16 protein-coding genes are annotated in these 18,440 nt (G+C 72.4%); 5 read left to right on the top strand and 11 right to left on the bottom strand.

The genetic code is table 11. From position 1 onward, the window contains the following. Positions 1–204: 204 nt before the first annotated feature. Positions 205–894 carry a class I SAM-dependent DNA methyltransferase gene (locus WME97_RS44430; RefSeq protein ID WP_437547075.1) on the bottom strand — a complete coding sequence of 230 codons (690 nt, stop codon included), beginning with the start codon at positions 892–894 and terminating at the stop codon, positions 205–207. An 89-nt stretch (positions 895–983) separates the two neighbouring features. After that, the gene (locus WME97_RS44435; RefSeq protein ID WP_437547077.1) at positions 984–1,784 is read right to left on the bottom strand and encodes an MlaE family ABC transporter permease; all 801 of its coding nucleotides are present in this window, start codon (positions 1,782–1,784) and stop codon (positions 984–986) included. A 424-nt stretch (positions 1,785–2,208) separates the two neighbouring features. Here WME97_RS44435 and WME97_RS44440 point away from each other — a divergent pair, with 424 nt between their 5' ends. After that, complete coding sequence (locus WME97_RS44440) at positions 2,209–3,540, top strand: AAA family ATPase (protein WP_437547078.1); 1,332 nt, start codon at positions 2,209–2,211, stop codon at positions 3,538–3,540. Next, on the top strand, positions 3,527–4,225 hold the full coding sequence (locus tag WME97_RS44445; protein WP_437547080.1) for a retron system putative HNH endonuclease: 699 nt from the start codon (positions 3,527–3,529) through the stop codon (positions 4,223–4,225). Before WME97_RS44440 ends, WME97_RS44445 begins: the two co-directional genes overlap by 14 nt. Positions 4,226–4,335: 110 nt before the next feature. On the opposite strand, the gene tsaE is transcribed toward WME97_RS44445, so the two are convergent. The 3 genes from tsaE to WME97_RS44460 form a co-directional block, all read right to left on the bottom strand. Further along, positions 4,336–4,848 (bottom strand): tRNA (adenosine(37)-N6)-threonylcarbamoyltransferase complex ATPase subunit type 1 TsaE, encoded by a 513-nt coding sequence (tsaE, locus tag WME97_RS44450; protein WP_437547082.1) that lies wholly within the window; start codon positions 4,846–4,848, stop codon positions 4,336–4,338. 3 nt (positions 4,849–4,851) lie between these two features. Continuing rightward, the gene (locus WME97_RS44455) at positions 4,852–5,991 is read right to left on the bottom strand and encodes a hypothetical protein (protein ID WP_437547084.1); all 1,140 of its coding nucleotides are present in this window, start codon (positions 5,989–5,991) and stop codon (positions 4,852–4,854) included. A 148-nt stretch (positions 5,992–6,139) separates the two neighbouring features. Beyond that, positions 6,140–8,095, bottom strand: coding sequence for a hypothetical protein (locus tag WME97_RS44460; protein WP_437547086.1), 1,956 nt, complete (start codon positions 8,093–8,095; stop codon positions 6,140–6,142). Between the two features lie 176 nt (positions 8,096–8,271). Between WME97_RS44460 and WME97_RS44465 the strand changes: the two genes are divergently transcribed. Genes WME97_RS44465 through sdhB form a run of 3 tightly spaced genes read left to right on the top strand, consistent with a single transcriptional unit; the run spans position 8,272 to position 11,990 of the window. Next, positions 8,272–9,087, top strand: a complete 816-nt coding sequence (locus tag WME97_RS44465) for a succinate dehydrogenase (protein WP_437547088.1) — start codon at positions 8,272–8,274, stop codon at positions 9,085–9,087. 55 nt (positions 9,088–9,142) lie between these two features. Then, on the top strand, positions 9,143–11,167 hold the full coding sequence (gene sdhA, locus WME97_RS44470; RefSeq protein ID WP_437547089.1) for a succinate dehydrogenase flavoprotein subunit: 2,025 nt from the start codon (positions 9,143–9,145) through the stop codon (positions 11,165–11,167). Between the two features lies 1 nt (position 11,168). After that, positions 11,169–11,990: a succinate dehydrogenase iron-sulfur subunit gene (sdhB, locus tag WME97_RS44475; RefSeq protein WP_437296102.1), complete on the top strand. Its 822-nt coding sequence runs from the start codon at positions 11,169–11,171 to the stop codon at positions 11,988–11,990. 10 nt (positions 11,991–12,000) lie between these two features. On the opposite strand, the gene WME97_RS44480 is transcribed toward sdhB, so the two are convergent. The 6 genes from WME97_RS44480 to WME97_RS44505 all read right to left on the bottom strand — a co-directional run bounded on the left by WME97_RS44480 (position 12,001) and on the right by WME97_RS44505 (position 18,172). Further along, positions 12,001–12,567, bottom strand: coding sequence for a hypothetical protein (locus WME97_RS44480; RefSeq protein WP_437547091.1), 567 nt, complete (start codon positions 12,565–12,567; stop codon positions 12,001–12,003). A 113-nt stretch (positions 12,568–12,680) separates the two neighbouring features. Then, positions 12,681–13,565 (bottom strand): branched-chain amino acid ABC transporter permease, encoded by an 885-nt coding sequence (locus tag WME97_RS44485; RefSeq protein WP_437547093.1) that lies wholly within the window; start codon positions 13,563–13,565, stop codon positions 12,681–12,683. Positions 13,566–13,650: 85 nt separating this feature from the next. Then, positions 13,651–14,847, bottom strand: coding sequence for an ABC transporter substrate-binding protein (locus WME97_RS44490; protein ID WP_437547095.1), 1,197 nt, complete (start codon positions 14,845–14,847; stop codon positions 13,651–13,653). Positions 14,848–15,208: 361 nt separating this feature from the next. Then, on the bottom strand, positions 15,209–15,955 hold the full coding sequence (locus WME97_RS44495) for a TlyA family RNA methyltransferase (RefSeq protein WP_437547097.1): 747 nt from the start codon (positions 15,953–15,955) through the stop codon (positions 15,209–15,211). Beyond that, entirely contained in the window at positions 15,952–16,998 is a 1,047-nt protein-coding gene (locus WME97_RS44500) for an ABC transporter substrate-binding protein (RefSeq protein WP_437547099.1), read from the bottom strand. Before WME97_RS44500 ends, WME97_RS44495 begins: the two co-directional genes overlap by 4 nt. Continuing rightward, a complete protein-coding gene (locus tag WME97_RS44505) occupies positions 16,991–18,172 on the bottom strand; it encodes a trypsin-like serine peptidase (RefSeq protein WP_437547101.1) in 1,182 nt (393 codons plus the stop codon). Before WME97_RS44505 ends, WME97_RS44500 begins: the two co-directional genes overlap by 8 nt. Between the last annotated feature and the right edge of the window lie 268 nt (positions 18,173–18,440).

Raw genomic sequence — 18,440 nt, forward strand, 5'->3', positions numbered from 1 at the left:
GAAGCGAAGCTAGACGCCCGGGGGCCGCACCGGAAGGTGCAAGCCGACCCGGCGGAGGAGGTGCCGGCCGAGGACGTGTGGGTGCCAGCGGCGCGTTGAACTCGCAGACCAGCGGCTCAGTCGATGTACTCCAGAGCGGATACCGGGCGCGTCATGCCCCCTTGCAGCGGCGAGGACGGGCGGCAGGGCCCCTGCGAGGGCGCCTCAAGCGCCGGCACGCACGCCGACCGTCATGGTCTGCGCGCCGAGCGGGAACCACGCGAGCCAGGGCTCGAGCGGACGCAAGGGCGCGAGCGGCCGCGGGAAGAACAGCACGTAGTCCTGCCGCACCGAGGCAAGCGCGCCAGCGAGCAGCGCGCGCACCTCGCGTGGCGGAAGCAGGATGGCGTCGTCGTCGAACGGACACAGCCGCACCGCCCGCCGCGTGAGCGGGTTGTATGGATTGTGCTCGAATACGAACAGGCGCCCACCCGGCTTGAGCTTGGTCGCCACCGCCTGCACCAGCCTGGAGCGCTCGGGCGGCGGGACGTGGTGCAGCACGCCCGACAGCACGGCCGCGTCGAACCGCTCGCTCGGGATGGCGGCCTCCTCGCCGTACACGGTCGCGCTCGGAGCGTGCTCGCGCGCAAGCTTGGCGCTCTCCGCCGACGGATCGAAGGCGCCGACGAAGGCGAAGCGACCGCAGAGCAAGCGCGTGAGGCTGCCGGTGCCGCAGCCGTAGTCGAGCACGCTGTGCGCGCTGGACACGCCGGCCCGCGCCAGGCACCCGAGCTTGTGCTCGGCGAAGTACTCGGGCCCTTCCCCGCTCAGGCGCACGCTCCGCTGGTGCGCCTCGCGGTAGGTGGGGGCGTAGTGATCGAACTTTTCGACTTCGGAGGCGCGATCGAGCGACACGCCGGCTACCGTAACATCCGGGCCGCCGCGCCGCAGCATCGCGGCAAGCGCTCGCGGCCCAGGTAGAGCCGGGAGAACGCCGCTGCGGCTCACATGTCGAGCAAGAGCTGCGTCAGGATGTAGTTCGTGACGAGCACGGTGACGCAGCTCTCGACGACCGCGCGCGTGGTCGCGACGCCGACGCCGCGCGCGCCGCCCGAGGCGTAGAAGCCGTGGCGGCACGAGACCGACGAGACGATGAAGCCGAAGACGCACGCCTTGATGAGCCCCATGGAGATGTCCTTGGGGAGGGCGAAGTCGCGGATGCTCTGGAAGAACGCGCCCTCGTCGCCGCCGAGCCAGAGCACGGCGACGAGGTACGAGCCGCACATGCCGACGCTCGTGTACAGGATGCAGAGCAGCGGCAGCATCACCGTCGCGGCGAAGAGCCGGGGCGAGAGCAGGTACTGCACCGGGCTCACGCCCATCGTCGCGATCGCGTCGATCTGCTCGGTGACGCGCATGTTGCCGAGCTCCGCGGCCATCGCGCTGCCGGCGCGGGCGGTGACCATGATCGCGGAGAAGACCGGCGCGAGCTCGCGGGCCAGCGAGACCGCGACGAGGCCGCCGACGCGGCCCTCGGCGCTGAACGCGCGCAGCGCGTAGGACGTCTGCAGCGTGACGACCATGCCGCTGAAGACGCCGGTCAGGCCGACGATGAAGACCGACTGCGCGCCCATGAAGTCCATCGCCGCGAGGAACTGGGCGGGGCGGAACGGGGGGCGCACGAGCCAGACGATCGTCTGGAAGGTGAGCGTGACGATGTTGCCGATGTTGTCGAGGAACGCGAGGACCGGCTCCAGCGCCCTGTTGAGCAGCTGGCCGTGGCTGGTCTCAGCGCCTTCCTTCACGGTGCGCTCTTGTACCACGCAACGCCGCCGCGCACGGGGCCAGGCTCGCGACGACCCCGCGCGCCCGCTCGCCCGCGCTGCGGCGCGCGCTTCGCGCCGGCGCGTGGCCGGGGAGGGCCGCCCGGCGGGCGGGCGCACGGCCTGAAGGGCTTTCGCGGTGGTAGGTGGCGGTGCCGCCGGAGAGGTGCCCGCTGCGCCGACTCCGGGAGGCCACACGGGGTAGGGCTGCGCTGCGGTAATGCCTTCGCACCATAAGGCGGTGCCTGGCTGCGTCATGGCAGAGGCGTGGCACCGGCAAGAGGCGTGGAAGGACACGATCCTCTCAGCGCTCAACTTGCCCAAGGCGGCGGCCAGCGGACCCAGCGAGCCCGGCGAAAACCGCTAGCTCCCCAGGTTTCCACCGCGTATCACCCATCGAGCCTCGATGCGAATCGACGAGATCCGGTTGAGCAACTTCCGCGCCTTCGAGCGGTTCGCGCTGCATCTGGAGCCGCGGCTCACGGTGCTCGTCGGCCGCAACGGGACGGGCAAGACGACCGTGCTCGAAGGGCTGGCAGTGGCGCTGGGCGCGTGGCTGAGCTTCTTCAACGCGAGCCGGGACGACCGCCCGATCCCGAAGTCGGCAGCGCGCTTTGTTACCACGATGCACGGCGGCGTCCCGAGCACGGCGACGTGCTACCCCGTGCGCGTCGAAGCGAGCGGTGAGACCCCGCTGGGCCACGTGGCGTGGGCGAGGGAGCTTCGCGGCGCAGACAGCCGCACGACGACGGGCGTCACCAAGTCCGGTCGGGAAGGTCCGCTGGAGGCGACCCGGTTCATGCCTCGTGGCATCGAGGATGCGATATCGGGCGCCGAGCCCATCGCGCTCCCGGTGCTCGCCTACTACGGAACGGGTCGGCTGTGGCACCACAAGCGGGACAGGAACCCCGAGAGGGCGGGCTTGAAGTCGAGGCTTCAAGGCTACCGGGCCTCGCTCGAGGCAGCGTCCGACCAGAAGGGGTTCGAGGCCTGGATGGCTTGGCGCGAGGAGGATCGCGTCCAGCGCCTCGCGCGGGCCGCGGAGGAAGGGCGCCCGCTCTCCGAGGTGCGAAGCCCCGAGCTGGAGGGGGTGAGCGCGGCGGCGTGCGCTTGCCTCGAGGGAGCTCGCCGGATCTATTACAGCGCCAACCACCAGGAACTGCGCGTCGACTTCCTGGATGGCTCCTCCCTCCCCTTCGGGGCTCTCTCCGATGGCCAGCGGAACCTCATCGCGGTGGCGGCAGACATCGCGTGGCGCGCGACGCAGCTCAACCCGCAGCTCGGCGCCGAAGCACCGGCGAGGGCCACGGGCGTCGTTCTCATCGACGAGGTGGATCTCCACCTCCACCCCGCGTGGCAATGGCGCGTGCTCGACGATCTTCTTCGCGCGTTCCCCGGCATCCAGTTCGTCGTGACGACGCACTCGCCTCAGGTGATGTCCGCGGCCCCGCGCGGATCGGTGCGTCTCCTCGACCCGGATCACCAGGCGCACCGGGTCGAGAGGATCTCGGGAAAGGACACCAACACCATCCTGGAGGACATCCTCGGTGCCCCGTCGCGCCTGAAGGAGACGCAGGACAAGCTCGACGAGCTCGCGCGGTTGATCGACGACGGCCAGCTCGAGGCAGCGAAGGCGCTGCTGGCGGAGCTATCGAGCCTCCTCGGCGAGGATGACGCTCAGATCGTCACCGCGCGGTGGGAGATCTCCATGGCGGAGACAGGAAATGCGCCGGATTGAGAAGGAGCGCGAGCCCGCTTGCCTGGCCGACCTCCGGGGCACCCCTGGTGCAGCCTGGAGCTCGGTGCATGGAACACAGCGACAGCAGATGCGGGAGCACGCGTTCAAGGAGCAGCATGGGCTCTGCGCGTACTGCATGTCCCCGCTGCCCGGACCGCCGAGCGCCGAGGGCATGAAGATCGAGCACTTCGAGACCCGCGCGCTGTCGCCGGAGCTGGTCTTCGACTGGGACAATCTGCTTGGGGTCTGTCTGGGCGACGTGGGCATCCGCGAGGGCGGAGGAGAGCACCGCAAGCGCTATCACTGCGACACCTACCGCGGACATCTCCCGAGAGAGGAGCAGCGGATCGAGCTGAACCCCGCGGCATTCCCGCCCGACGTCAGTTCGATGTTCTCGTATACGAACCAGGGGGAGATGCGACCCGCCGAGGGCCTGGAGCCCGCGATGCGCGCCAGCGTCGAAGCGCAGATCGAGCGTCTGAACCTCAACATCGCTCGTCTTCGACGGAACCGGCGGGATGTGATCGGTGCCCTCCGTTCTCAATTCCAGAAGAAGGCGCCGCGGGCCGCACGCGTGAAGGAGCTGCTGGAGCTTGCGTCGATTCCGGATGGGGCCGGTCTCTTGCCGCCCTACTGCCAGGCTGCTGCCTACTACCTGGAAAAGAAGCTTCGGCAGCTCGGCTGAAGCGGCGCATGCGGATCGACCTTGTCGAACGCGCGCCGCGCCTTCGGCCCACGCAGTAGTCCCTCAACCGAGCCGCTTGCCCGCAGCTACGTCGCCAAGGTGAGCCGAGCCTACAGAAGCCGATCTCCCTCGAGCGCGGCGAGCACCTCGCCGCTCCGCGCGCCGGTCGCCCTGATCTCGGCGGCGCGGCCGGGCGCGGCCGGGTCCTCGGGGGCGGCGAGGTGGATCAGGAGCGCGTCGCCCCCGAGCGCCTCCACGAACGGCTCGCCCCACTCCACAACGACGAGCGCGCCCTCCGCGCGGCGCTCGCGCAGCCCGAGCTGGGCGAGCTCCGCGGCCGCGCCGTCGCGCGCGCCCTCCGCAGAGGACGCGCCCCCGAGGCGGTAGGCGTCGGCGTGCGCGATGGGGACCCGGCCCTCGTGCTCGTGGACCAGCGTGAACGTCGGGCTGGTGATCGGGAGCGCCGGCGGGACGCCGAGCGCCCGGCAGAGGGCCCGGGCGAAGAACGTCTTCCCGGCGCCGAGATCGCCGGCGAGGACGACCAGATCGCCGCCCGCGAGACGCGCGGCGAGCGCCCGTGCCAGGCGGATGGTGCTGCGGCGGCTCGGCAGCTCGATGCGCATGCGTCAGAACCGGGCCCCGGCGCCGAGCGTCGCGCCGACCAGCAACAGGGAGCCGTCCCCCGTGGGAACCCACCGGAGGTTGCCGAGCTGGGCCTCGAGCTGCACCGCGCGGCTCAGCGCGAGCGCGACGTCGAGCGACGCCCCGAGCACCGGGTGGACCTCGAGATCGCCGTGGTACGTCGTGAGATCGGGGCCCACGGCGCCGGGGGCGGACCTGAAGAACGCGCCCGCGCGGAGCGACGGGCCGAGGTGGAGCGGGAACGCGCGCCAGGCCCCGTCGTGCGGCGTCAGGCTGGGCGTCAGCATCAGGCGCGCGCCGCCCTCGATCCAGCCGGCGAAGGGGCCGGCCAGGTTGCCGCCGCCGCCGGCGAACAGCTCGAGCCCGCGGTCGCCGGGCGCATAGGCCACGCGCGCCTCCCCGACCAGCGAGGCCGCGCTGCCGCTCGCGCCCGGGAGGCGCGCCGCGGCGACGGCCAGCCCGAGCGATGCGGACAGGGCGACCCGGCGCCCGCCCGAGTACGCCGGCCATACGCGCTCCGGCCCGAGGGGATACGCCATCAGCACCTCCTTCGCGGGCGGCGCGGGCGGCGGCGCGGGAACCGGGGGCAGCACGATCGCCCCTCCCGCGGATGGAGGCGGGGGCGCGCTCGCCGGAGCGGAGCGCGCGGCGCGCTCCCAGGGGAGCTCGCCGGCGCCGATGCCCTCCGGGCGGAGCAGGACCGCCAGCATCTCCTGCGTCTGCCGGGCCGATTGATCCCGGTCGACCTCCCTGGCGACCGACTCGACCCGACCCGTCGAGGCGAGGTACGCGGTGAGCTCGATCCGGGTGGTCGTGACCGCAGGATTGACGGTGCCGGTCAGGACCCAGTCCACGCCCGTCCGCGCGCTCACCGCGCGGTACTCGTCCGCGCTGTCGGCGACGCCGTCGGCGACGTCCTTGAGCGCGGCCGCGACCGCGCCGTCCGGCGCCGCGGTGTGGCCCAGGGCGGCGAGCCCGCGCGCGACCTCGGCCTGGGCGGCGCTCCGGGCGGCCTCATCGGTGCCCCCTCGCGCCGGCAGGAGCGCCACCCGATCGGCGAGCGCGGCAGGGGCGATCGCCAGGAGCGCGGCGGCGGCGGCACAGGAGAGGGCTCGGCGGATCATGCGGCGCCATGGTACGCCCGCCGGCAGGCCGGAGCAGCCCCGGGACGACGCGCCGGCACGGTCTCCACGCGCGGCCTCGCGCGTCGTGCCCTGCGCTGACGGGGCGCCGGCCACGTGAGCCGCGTCATTCACCGCGCTCTCGCCCCGCTCATCGCGCTTTCCCGCTCTCGCGGTAGCCGATCACCCGAGGCAGCACGCGCCGCCCGCCGAAGCCGCTCGCCGCCGTCGTCCAGAGCTCCGCCGTCGCGGTGCTCATGGCGCTTGCCGCGGCGAGGCGCCGCGCCTTCACCTCCGCCGGGTCCTCGGTGCCCGTCTTCGGCAGCCGCTGCACGCCGGCCCAGGCGAGCACGCCGGCGTCACGCCCGAGCGCCGCCCAGAAGCTCGGCGGCGACGGATGGGTGGCGAGCCACGCCGCGAGCGCGGCCGCCGCGCCCGAGGCAGGCGCCGCCCCGGGATCGCCCGCGCCCGGCGGAGGCTGCGCGCCGGAGGGCGCCCCGAGGAGCGGGAAGAGCCCCGCCGTCGCGACGAGCGATCCCGGCGGCGGCGCGATGGCCGTCTCGAAGGCGAGCGCGATCGTCACCGAGCGGGGAGCCGCGCGGAGCGCCTGGTCCGCGCAGCGCGCGTCGCCGGCGAGGACCATCCCGCGGATGGCCGGCGGCCGGAGAGCGCGCGCGTCGAAGGTCCCGTCGCAGGGGAGCGCCAGCGCGATGCCATGCTCGGCCAGCGGCGCGGCCCCCGCAGCGCCCGCCGGTGCGGCCCCCGCAGCGCCCGCCGGCGTGGCCCCGGTAGCGCCTGCCGGCGCGGCCCCCGCAGCGCCCGCCGGCGCGGGGGCCGCGTCCTTCCGGACATCGACATCGCCGCCCACGAGCGCCACCGGCTTCGCGCCCCGCTCCGCCAGCGCGGCGGCGAGCACCTCGATGCTCCTCGCGGGCTCCTCGCCCACGACGAAGACGAACGCGCCGTCCAGCGCCGCCGGCTCCGGCGGATGGACGAGCAGCACCGGGATCGCGTGCGTCCGCGCGAACTTCGCCGCCTCGGTCGCCTGCTCCCGATCGGAGCCTGCGATGAGCACCGCGGCGCCCTCGGCGGTGAGGCTGTTCAGCGCCTCGTCCACGCTGCCCTCGCCGCCGTCGTCGCGGCTCACGAGCCGCGCGTCCGAGCCCGGCCGGAGCAGCCCGAGCCCGTGCGCCACGCCGGCGGCGATCTCGACGCCCCGGCGGCGCGACGCGGCCGTGCGCGTCGACAGCAGCAGGCCGACCGTGGGCGGCTCGACGCGCGCGGCCCCCGCGCCGGCCGCGAGCTCGAAGATCGCGTCGCGCTGGGTGCCGAGCGCCGCGTCGGCCCGGTCGAGCAGCTCCTTCGCGAGCGCCACGTCGCGGCGCTCGCGGGCGACGATCGCGAGGCGCTCGGCGACCAGCGAGCGCAGGTCGACCTCCGGGCTCACGACCTCGCCGGTCGCCCGCCCGGCGCGGAGCGCCTGGACGAGGTGATCGATCGGCACCTCGCGCAGCTGCGCCCCGATCTGCGCCCGGACGGCGGCGCGCCGGTCGTCGTCGGCCTCGCGCAGCCAGACGCTCATCAGCTCGATCGCCTGCGTCCACGCGCCCGCCTCCATCGCGGCGGCGGTGACCTCCTCGTTGAGGAGCGCGCGCACGTACGCGTCGATCATCTTGCTCACCAGCGGGCGCAGCACCCCGAAGGCGGGCCTCGGCTTGCCGGCTCGCCGGAGCGCCGCGCCGCGGATCACGCGCGCGAGATCGCCGACCGCGCTCCGCCCCGCCGCCTCGACCTCGCCCGCGAGCGCCTCGGCGCGGGGCAGGTCCCCGCGCTCCAGGGCGATCCACGCGAGGTGGACGGTCGCGACGCGCGCGAGGTCGTCGGAGGCGTGGCGCCCACGGAAGGCGAGGAGCTCCGGCTCGAGCGCGATGCGCTCGGCGTGCGCGCCGTTCGCGAAGCGCGAGAGGAGGGGGCGCAGCTCGGCCTGGGCCGCGGGCGACCCGGCAAGCGCCGGGCTCACCGGCGCTCCGCCCTCCTGCGCGCCGCAGCCGGCGCCGGCGGTCGCGGCGGCGAGCGCGAGCAGGGCCGCGGCCGCGAGCGCGGCCACGCGGACGTGACGTGGCCGACGTCGCCGGGCGGCGCATCTGCGCGGGCAAGCCGCCCCGCCGCCGCTCGACGCGCCAAAGTCAGCGGAAAACCGGCCGGAACTGTTGACTGCGTTCACCTTGACGTCACCCGGGGCATCCCATACACCCGCCGCGCCCGCCTTCCATCGAGGTCAGCGTGTCCGAGGCAACCCCCGCGAGATCGCTCTTTCACGAGAGCCGCCGGTCCTTTCTCCTGCGCAAGCTGCATTCTCTCACCGGCGCCCTCCCCGTGGGCGGTTTCCTGCTCTTCCACTTCTGGACGAACGCGAAGGCGCTCCAGGGGCAGGAGCGGTTCGACGCGGCCGTCGGCGAGATCTCGCACATGCCGTACCTGCCCGTGCTCGAGATCGGGCTCGTCGTGCTGCCGCTCGCGTTCCACGCCCTCTACGGGGTCAAGCTGGTGCTCGAGGGCAAGCCGAACGTCGGCAGCTACACGTTCTCGCGCAACTGGATGTACACGCTGCAGCGGGTCACGGGGGTGCTCGCCTTCGCGTTCATCGGCTTCCACCTCTGGTCGTACTGGGCGCAGAAGTGGCTGGGCCGGATGGCGCCCGAGGAGTTCTACCCGCGGCTGTGCGCCGACATGGCGTCGACCGTCGGCGGCGTCCCGGTGATCGCGCTCGTCTACCTCTTCGGCATCGCGGCGAGCGTGTTCCACTTCGCCAACGGCCTCTGGGGCTTCTGCTTCTCGTGGGGGATCACCGTGTCGCGCCGGGCGCAGCGGATGGCCGCGGTGGTCTTCGGCGCGGTGGGCCTCGTGGTCTTCCTGTTCGGCGCCAACACGGTGATCTATTTCGCCACCGGCGCGCCGTTCCCCGGGACGCCGGGCCCGTCCGCGGAGGGGGGCCGCAGCTGCGCGGACATCGCGTCGTCCTCGACCGGTTCCACCGGCGCCCCCGCGCGCGCGGCTGTCGGAGCCGGTGTCGACGTGGGCGCGCCGGCCTCGCACTGACCATCGTATCGGCCGCGCCCTTCCGGGGAGCGGCGCGGGAGCATCGGGATCGAACATGGCCGCGAAGAGCACGACGAGGAGCGAGGGGGGGAAGGTTCGGCGCGTGATCGTCGTCGGGGGCGGGCTCGCCGGCCTGATGACGGTGATCAAGCTGTGCGAGGCGAAGGTCCCTGTCGACCTGATCTCCCTCGTGCCGGTGAAGCGCTCGCACTCGGTGTGCGCGCAGGGCGGCATCAACGCCTCGGTGAACACGAAGGGCGAGGGCGACAGCCCCCAGGTGCACCTCGAGGAGACGGCGTACGGCGGCGATTTCCTCGCGAACCAGCCGCCCGTCAAGGGGATGGCCGAGGCCGCGCCGGGCATCGTGAACATGCTCGATCGCATGGGCGTGCCGTTCAACCGGACGCCCGAGGGCCTGCTCGACTTCCGCCGCTTCGGGGGCACGCTCTACCACCGCACGGCGTTCGCCGGCGCGACGACGGGGCAGCAGCTGCTCTACGCGCTCGACGAGCAGGTGCGGCGGTTCGAGCTCGCCGACGTGACCGACGAGCACGGCGTGGCGATCCCGGGCGAGAAGATGGTCCGGAAGTTCGAGTTCTGGGACTTCCTCGAGGCGATCCTCGACGACTCCGGCACGTGCGTGGGCTGCGTCGCGCAGGACCTGAAATCGATGCAGATCCGCGCCTTCACGGGCGACGCGGTCGTGCTCGCGACGGGCGGCTGCGGCATCGTCTTCGGCCGCTCCACGCTGAGCGTCATCTGCACGGGGACGGCGGCGTCGGCGGTCTACCAGCAGGGCGCGGTGTACGCGAACGGCGAGTTCATCCAGGTGCACCCGACGGCGATCCCGGGCGCCGACAAGCTGCGGCTCATCTCGGAGAGCGCGCGCGGCGAGGGCGGCCGCGTCTGGGTGCCGAAGGACAAGACCGACGCGCGGAGCCCGCGGGACATCCCCGAGAAGGAGCGCGACTACCTGCTCGAGCGGATGTACCCCGGCTACGGCAACCTCGTCCCCCGCGACATCGCCGCGCGCGCGATCTTCAAGACGTGCTTCCACGAGGGGCGCGGCATCTGGAGCGCCGCGACGGGCCGCAACGAGAACGAGGTCTACCTCGACCTGACCCACAAGGACGAGAAGTTCCTCCGGTCGAAGCTCGCGGGCATCCTCGAGATCTACGAGAAGTTCGCGGGCACCGACCCGTACAAGAACCCGATGAAGGTCTTCCCGGCGGTCCATTATTCGATGGGCGGCCTGTGGGTCGACTACGAGGCGGACGCGCGGGGCTCGCTCAAGGCCGGGTCGCCGCGCAACCACGCGACGAGCATCCCGGGCCTCTACGCGGTGGGCGAGGTGGACTACCAGTACCACGGGGCCAACCGGCTCGGCGCCAACTCGCTGCTCTCGTGCATCTACGCCGGCATGGTGTGCGGGCCGGCGGTGGCGACCTATCAGCGGAGCATCAAGCGGAGCGCGCTCGACCTGCCGCGCTCGATCTTCGACAAGGCCGAGAAGCGCGCGGAGTCGAGCTACCAGCGCATCCTGACGCAGAACCAGGACGCGAAGCAGCCGGAGAACGCGTACCGGCTGCACCAGGAGCTCGGCGAGACGATGCTGCGCGACTGCACGATCGAGCGCGACAACGCCACGCTCGACCGCGTGCTCGAGAAGCTCGGCGAGCTCGAGGAGCGTGCGGAGCGGATCAAGTGCACCGACACGGCCCCGCGGGTGAACCAGGGGGCGCAGTTCGTGCGTCACCTCGAGAACATGCTGGTGCTCGCGCGGGTCATCGCGCAGGGCGCGAGGAACCGCGACGAGTCGCGCGGGGCGCACTACAAGCCGGAGTTCCCGGCGCGGAACGACGCCGCGTGGATGCGCACGACGCTGGCGCGCCACGAGGAGAAGGGCGCGGTGAAGTTCGTCCGCGAGTTCGACTACGCGTGCGCCGGCCAGTCGATCCACGTGACGGACGCGGTGGACACGTCGCTCGTGACGCCGCGGGAGCGCAAGTACGAGCAGGCGGGCGCGGCGAGCGCGGCGAGCGCACAAGCGACAGGGAAGCTGTCGCAGAAGAGCGTGTAGGATGGCCAAGGCGAGCGGAGACGAGGCGAACGGGGCGGCGGCGCCGGCGCAGCCGAAGGGCGAGGGCCGGCTTGTGCACCTGCGCGTGCGGCGGCAGGACACCGCGGATCGGACGGAGTCGCGGCGCTGGGAGGAGTTCAAGGTCCCCTACCTGCCGCAGATGAACGTGATCAGCGCGCTGCAGCAGATCCAGAAGGATCCGCGGACCGTGGACGGCAAGGAGGTGGCTCCTGTCGTCTGGGAGGCGGTGTGTCTGGAGGAGGTGTGCGGCTCGTGCACGATGGTGATCAACGGTCGGGTCCGACAGGCCTGCTCGGCGCTCATCGACCAGCTCGCGCCGAAGGGCGAGGTGATCACGCTGGAGCCGATGTCCAAGTTCCCGCTCGTGCGCGACCTGCTCGTCGACCGGAGCCGGATGTTCGAGGACATGAAGCGCGTGCGGGCGTGGATTGACATCGACGGCACGCACGAGCTCGGCCCGGGCCCGCGCGAGTCGCCGGAGCGGCAGCAGGAGCGATATCCGCTCTCCCGCTGCATGACGTGCGGCTGCTGCGTCGAGGCGTGCCCGCAGTACAGCGATGGGACGAAGTTCGTCGGCGCCTTCGCCATCAACCTTGTGCGGCTCTACAACATGCATCCTTCGGGGGCGATGCACGAGGGCGAGCGCCTCGAGTCGGTGATGAGCGAGGGTGGGATCACCGATTGCGGCAAGTCGCAGAACTGCGTCGAGGTGTGCCCGAAGGAGATCCCGCTCGTCGACTCGCTCGCGGCCGTCTCCCGCGACACGACGAAGCGGATGCTGTTCGGCTGGCTGCTGAAGTAGGCGCGCTGACCTACGGAAACAGCGACCCCGTCCCGAGCCCGAGCCCGTTCCCGAGCCCCATCTGCAGCGCGTCCGGCGCGCGCGGCCGCGCCAGCTTGTCCATGCGCATCCCGAGCAGGTGCGTGATCAGCGTGCAAGCCTGGTGCGCCCGCGCCGTCGCCTCGCACCCCATCCAGGCGCCGAGCGACTCCCGCTCGCCGTCCTCGGCGTAGCGGATCACGGCGCCGCCCTCGGCGACCGTGATCCAGGCGTTCGCCTGGCGCGGCAGCGAGGCGTGCAGCACGCCGACCTGGCCCAGCGGATCGTCGTTCGGGCCCATGACCCGGCCGTCCGGCTCGAGCAGCGCCACCGGCTCGGCCTCCAGGCCGAACACGCGCCCGCCGCGATCGACGCTGAGCTGGTGCTCGCCGTTCACGAGGATCTTGCCGTCCGGCATGACGTCGATCGTGAGGTCGGCGAGCGCCCAGCGCGCGCGGGGGATGTCGAGCAGCGCGCCGCCGCGCACCCAGTTGGCGGGGGGCGTCGCGGCGCACGCCGCGAGCAGCGAGAGCGGTACGACGAGAGCGAGGCGTCGCATGCGCCGAGCATACCGCAAGGACGCGCGGCGCGTGGGCCGGCGGGCCAGCGCGGCCTGCTCGTTCTGGAGGATGGATGGAAGCGCGGCGCGTGGGCCGGCGGGCCAGGGCGGCCTTACACCTTCTCGGTCCCGGTCGTGCCGAGCAGCCCCGTCGGCTTCACAAGGAGCACCCCGATCAGCACCGCGAACACAAGGACGTCCTGCAAGCCGGAGTAGGGCGTGAGCTTCGTCATCTCTCCGATGATCCCGATCAACATGCCCCCGAGCATGGCGCCCGTGATGTTGCCGATGCCGCCGATGACCGCCGCCACGAACGCGCGGTTGCCGATCACGACGCCCATGGTGGGGTACACCTGCGACTGATCGAGGCAGTACAGCACCGCGCCCACCGCCGCGAGCATCGAGCCCGTGAGGAAGGTGAGCGCGATGATACGGCTCGTGCGGACGCCCATCAGCCGGGCGGCCTCGACGTTCACGCTGAGCGCGCGCATCGCCTTGCCCGTCCAGGTGCGCCGCACGAGCAGCTCCAGGCCGATCATCACGAGGATCGAGGTGACGAAGATCACCTGCCGCGTGTGCTCGATCGGCAGGAGCTGCGGATAGCCGCGGTAGCGGGCGGTGAAGAGGAGCTGCGCCAGGTTCTGGAGGAGCACGCTCATCCCGAGCGCCGTGACCAGCGGCGTGATCCGGGTGTTCGCGAGGCCCCGCCCCCGTGAGCGGAGCGGCGCGTAAGCCACCTTCTCGACGACGACCCCGAGGACGCCCGCGAAGGCCATCGCGCAGAGGGTGCCGGCCACGCCCGCGAACAGCGGCGCGCTGCTGCCACCGAACGCCGCGATCCCGAAGAGCCCGGCGAAGGCGCCCATCATGAAGATCTCGCTATGAGCGAAGTTGATGAGCTTGAGGATGCCGTAAACCATCGTGTAGCCGAGGGCGACCAGCGCGATCATCGACCCCTGGGCGAGCCCTGTGATCAGGGCATTCACGATCTTCTCCATGGAGACCTCTTCAACGCACGTTCCGCACGTTCCGCACGTCCCGCGCGCTCCTCACGTCCGAGCCAGCGCGCGCGAACGACCGCTATTACTTCGCAGCCTTCTCGTTGACCGTCGCGTAGTAGGTAAACTGCTTGTCCTTGATCCGGACGATCACGACCGGCTTGTCCGCGTTGCGCTCGGCATCGATGGTGATGACGCCCGTCGCGCCCTGGAACCCCTTGGTGTCCTGGATGGCCGCCCGGATGTCGTCCGGCGTCATCGCCTTGGCGCGTCCCATCGCGTCGGCCAGCAGCCTGGCCGCGTCATAGCCCTGCGCCGCGATGCTCGACGGCGTGCGCTTGTACCGGTCCTTGTACTTCTGCACGAAGGCCTGGGAGTTGGGCCAGGGGACGTCCGGCGCGTAGTGGTTCGTGAAGTACGCTCCGTCGAGCTCCTCGGCGGCGTCGCGCAGGAGCTCGTTCGCGTCCCACCCGTCGCTGCCGACGAACATGCTCCCTGGTACGCCCGCGGCCTTGGCCTGCCGCGCGACCGGGGCCATGCTCGTGTAATAGATCGGCGCGTAGATCATCTCGGGGTTCGCCGACTTGAGCTCGTTGATGTACGTCGTGAAGTTGGTCTCCTTCTTGAGGAAGCTCTTCTCCATGACGATCTCGCCGCCTAGGCGCTTCACCTCGTCGCGGAACTCCTTGGCGAGGCCCGACGAGTAGAGGTCGTCGGAGGCGAAGAAGAGCCCCACCTTCTTCTTGCCGAGCGTGTTCACGATGAACTGCGCGCCCATCTGGCCCTGCACGTCGTCGGTGAAGCAGGCGCGGAACACGAACGGGCCGACCTTCGTCACGTCCGGGTTCGTGGAGGACGGCGAGATCATCGGCACCTTCTTCTTGTTGGCGACGATGCCGCCGGCGCGCGACCGCGACGAGGCGACCTCGCCGAGGAGGGCCAGCACGTGATCCCGATCGATGAGCTGCAGGACCTTGTTGGTCGCCTCCTCGGGCTTCGACTTGTTGTCCTCGTAGAGGACGTGGATCGGCTTGCCCTTGACCCCACCGGCCTTGTTGATCTCGTCGATCGCGAGATCGATACCCTCCTTCGAGTCGACGCCGAACGCCGTCTCCTCGCCCGAGAGGCTGAAGTAAGCGCCGACCTTCCACTCGGCGTCGTCCTTGGCGTGCTCAGCCGCGTTGCCAGCCGGCGTCTCACTCTTCTTGTCGCAACCGAGCGTCATCGCGCTGAGCGCGAGCGCCCCGGCGATCATCTTCACCAAACCCCGTCGTCCGAGCATGTCGTCTCCTCCCTGTCGCCGGGCTGCCTCGCGTGGGGTCGCCCGCGGTGGCCATGGCCGCCCACGGAGCGGCTCAGAGCGCGTGTACTCATCGCGTCTACCATTGTCTACGCGGCACGTCAGCACCGTCGGGCCGCTGCGCGGTCGGCGTGGAGCATCTTAAGTGTTCGACTTTCCACGGATTCCGGCGACCGAGCCCGGCGTCGTGGCGCGCGGCGTCGCGCGCCGCGGCCAGCCAACGCGGCGCGCATGGCGGCTAGCCGATGCGGCGGCTGGTCAACGGGGTGCACATGGCGGCTGGCCGACATGGCGGCTGGCCGACGTGGCGGCTGGCCGACGCGGCGGCCGATCGACGCGGCGGCTAGCCGGTGCGGCGCGCGTGGACGAAGTGCTCGACGTTCCCCTTCGGCCCGCGCACCGCGCTGTCGACCTGGCCGACGACCGAGAAGCCTGCGGCCTCGATGGCCTGGCGCCCGTCGGCGATCGCCGCGAGGCGGGTCGCCTCGTCGCGGATGACGCCGCGGCCGCGGGCGGCGGCCTCGCGGCCCGCCTCGAACTGCGGCTTGATCAGCGCCACGAGATCCCCCGAGGGGCGGAGCAGGCGGGCGATCGCGTCGATGAGGCGGGAGATGCTGATGAACGACGCGTCGACGACGACGAGATCGATGGGGACGTCGAAGTCCTCTCGCTGGAGCTCGCGGGCGTTGACCCGATCGCGCACCTCGACGCGCGCATCGGCGCGGAGCTTGGCGGCGAGCTGGCCATAGCCGACGTCGACGGCGAAGACCCGCGCCGCGCCGCGCTGGAGCAGGCAGTCGGTGAAGCCGCCGGTCGAGGCGCCCACGTCGACGCACGTCTTCCCGGCGACGTCGAGGCCGTGCGCGGCGAAGGCCTCGAGCGCGTGCTCGAGCTTCTCGCCGCCGCGCGAGACGAACCGGGGGCCGGAGGCGACGTGGACCTCGGCGTCCTCCGGGAGCAGCGTGCCCGGCTTGTCGATGCGGCGCGGCCCCGAGGTGACCTTGCCGGCCATGATCAGCGCCTGCGCCTCGGTCCGCGAGCCGGCGAGCTTCCGGGCGACGAGCAGGGCGTCGGCGCGCACGCGGGTCATGGCGCCTCCGTTTTCGGCAGGGGCGCCGCGAGGCCTGCGCCGCCCGGGGAGGGAGGGACGGCCGCGTCGCCGGAGAGCGCCAGCGCGTCGCCGTGGAGCGCCCGCGCGACGGAAGCGAGGCCGTCGCCGATGCGCGGGCCCGGGCGCAGCGCGACATCGGTGTTCAGCGGGCGCAGGCGCCCCTCGCGCACGGCGCGCAGGGATCTCCAGCCGGGCGCGTCCCTGAGCGCCGCCAGCCTCGAGGCGCCCTGCGCGTCGGCGTCGCTGGACGTGCCGTCGAGCAGGACATCGGGATCCAGCGCGAGCAGCTGCTCGACGCTGATCGACGGGTAGGCGCCGCCGCGGGTGATCACGTTCTCGCCGCCGGCCAGCCGGATGAGCTCATCGGGGAAGCTCCCGGGGCCCGCGACGAAGAGGGGCGAGGTGTCGAACAGCAGGGCGGCCCGGACGCGCGGGGCGCCTTTCGCGGCGACGGCCTGCTCGACCGCGCGGCGCCGGGCGCGGATCCGGCCGATCGCCTGCTCCGCGCCGGGCGCCGCGTCGAGCCGCCGCCCGAGCTCCGTGAGCATGTCCTCGATCTGCGCGAGCGACTCGGTGTCGGGGAAGCAGGTCGCGATCCCGTGCGCGCGCAGCGACTCGTCGAGCGCGGGCCCCGCGGGGCCGCGGGCGCCGACCACGAGGGTCGGCGAGAGCGCGATGATCGCCTCGATGCTCGGGTCGGCGTAGCCGCCGACGCTCGGCAGGCCGAGCACCTCGGGCGGGTGGTCGCAGTAGCGGGACCGGCCGACGAGCGTCGCGCCGGCGCCGATCGCGCAGACCGCCTCCGTGGTGCTCGGCGACAGGGAGACGACGCGCGCTCCCGCCGCGCGCGCCGGGGCGGTGCGCCCGCACGCCGCGAGCCCGAGCGCCGCGAGCCCGGCGAGCGCGGCCCGCCGCGAGAGCCCGCGGCCCGGCGCGCCCGGCAGGAGCGAGGCCCGCGCGGCGCCCGGCTGGAGCGCCGCGCCGGCGGCGCTCCGCGTGGAGGAGCGCCGCTCGTCAGCCAAGCCGCTCCCGGCTGCGCCGCCGTCGCAGGCTCGCGAGGGCGCCCAGGCTCGCCGCCCCGAGCACCCAGGGGACCGGCTGCGTCGGATCGGGCCGCGGGCTCGCGCTGCAGGACCCGCTCGACGCGTCGTCCGCGGGCGGCTCCGGGACCTCCGCGCAGAAGCCGGGCTCGCCGTTGCAGCTGTAGCCGTCAGGACACGCCGCGGCCGCGTTGCAGGGCCGCGTGCAGTAGCCGTCGAGGCACGCGTTCGCAGGGCACTGCTCCGGCTGTTCGCACGTCGCGCCGACCTCCGCCGAGTACGCAGGATCGGTGGGGTAGCCGGTCGCCCAGGGGGGCTCCTTGTATCCTCCGGCACGGGCGGCGCGCACGGTCGTCTCTTTAATCCATTCCGCCCAGCGGTACACGTAGCCGTAGATCGGATACTCGCAGCCCTCGGCCCCGCGCGAGGTCACGCCGATCACGCGGTGCATCAGATCGAGGCTGGGTCCGCCCGAGTCTCCCTCGCAGATGCCGGTGTCCCCGACCCACTCCGTCGCCTTCACCAGGGAGGACGGGCAGGCGTCAGCCACGCAGTCGATGAACAGCCTGTCGCGGCGCCGCCGCAGGCCCGCGCCCGTGCTCTCGTCGTTCGTCGCCCCGAAGCCGACCGCGTAGTACTCCTCGCCCTCCACGAGGGGCACGTCGACGCGCGGCACGAGCGGCACCGCCTCGCTCTGCGGGATCGGCTCGTCCAGGATCAGGATCGCCTGATCGTTGCCGCAGAACGCGTCCGTCCCCTCGCCGGGGAGCAGCACGACCTCGCTGCCGCCGTAATAACGCGCGTACCTGCCGATCTCCGCGTCGGTCGTCACGAAGATCCGGCCCGCCAGGTGCGTGTCCGTGAACTTCGTGGATCGACAGGTGATCTGGCCGTCGCGCTCATTGGCCATGTCCGACACGCAATGACGGGCCGTGAGCACCACGTTCGGGGCGATCAAGCTGCCGGTGCAGATCGCGCCGATCTCGTCGTTGTAGATGCCCACGACAGCCCTGTCGCCGTCGTCGAGATATCCGTCCTGAATGGCATCCCGCGCCTCACCGATCTCGTCAGGAGGCGCCTCCAGGGCCGAGCTGCACGCTGTCGCAGCGAGTCCCAGGGGGAGAATCCAGGTGACTCTGGGCAAGCAAAACGGCATCGAAAGCCTCCAGATACTGCAATGTCTGCGCGCCGCGGGGTGCCGCAAGGAGCAAAAGATTCTAGAGGCGAAGCCGCGGTCGTGCACGCGCGCCGGGTGCGATGACCGACTCGGCGCGTTGCTCCCCCCACACAGGGGAGAGCTCTTGCAGGATCGTCCGGTGCGCCGCCGCGTCCGGCGCCGCCATGGCGGCGCCAGGGGCGCGGCGACCGCTCCCCCCTGAAATTCCGCGGGAACGCGCGCGGCCCAGGTGTTGCGGGGCGGCGGG

Source organism: Sorangium sp. So ce367 (assembly GCF_051520455.1).
GTDB lineage: Bacteria > Myxococcota_A > Polyangia > Polyangiales > Polyangiaceae > Sorangium > Sorangium cellulosum_B.

Coding starts and splice junctions, on each gene's coding strand:
- WME97_RS44440 (WP_437547078.1), top strand. CDS start 2,209: ATGCGAATCGACGAGATCCGGTTGAGCAACTTCCGCGCCTTCGAGCGG.
- WME97_RS44445 (WP_437547080.1), top strand. CDS start 3,527: ATGCGCCGGATTGAGAAGGAGCGCGAGCCCGCTTGCCTGGCCGACCTC.
- tsaE (WP_437547082.1), bottom strand. CDS start 4,848: ATGCGCATCGAGCTGCCGAGCCGCCGCAGCACCATCCGCCTGGCACGG.
- WME97_RS44455 (WP_437547084.1), bottom strand. CDS start 5,991: ATGATCCGCCGAGCCCTCTCCTGTGCCGCCGCCGCCGCGCTCCTGGCG.
- sdhA (WP_437547089.1), top strand. CDS start 9,143: ATGGCCGCGAAGAGCACGACGAGGAGCGAGGGGGGGAAGGTTCGGCGC.
- sdhB (WP_437296102.1), top strand. CDS start 11,169: ATGGCCAAGGCGAGCGGAGACGAGGCGAACGGGGCGGCGGCGCCGGCG.
- WME97_RS44480 (WP_437547091.1), bottom strand. CDS start 12,567: ATGCGACGCCTCGCTCTCGTCGTACCGCTCTCGCTGCTCGCGGCGTGC.
- WME97_RS44485 (WP_437547093.1), bottom strand. CDS start 13,565: ATGGAGAAGATCGTGAATGCCCTGATCACAGGGCTCGCCCAGGGGTCG.
- WME97_RS44490 (WP_437547095.1), bottom strand. CDS start 14,847: ATGCTCGGACGACGGGGTTTGGTGAAGATGATCGCCGGGGCGCTCGCG.
- WME97_RS44495 (WP_437547097.1), bottom strand. CDS start 15,955: ATGACCCGCGTGCGCGCCGACGCCCTGCTCGTCGCCCGGAAGCTCGCC.
- WME97_RS44505 (WP_437547101.1), bottom strand. CDS start 18,172: ATGCCGTTTTGCTTGCCCAGAGTCACCTGGATTCTCCCCCTGGGACTC.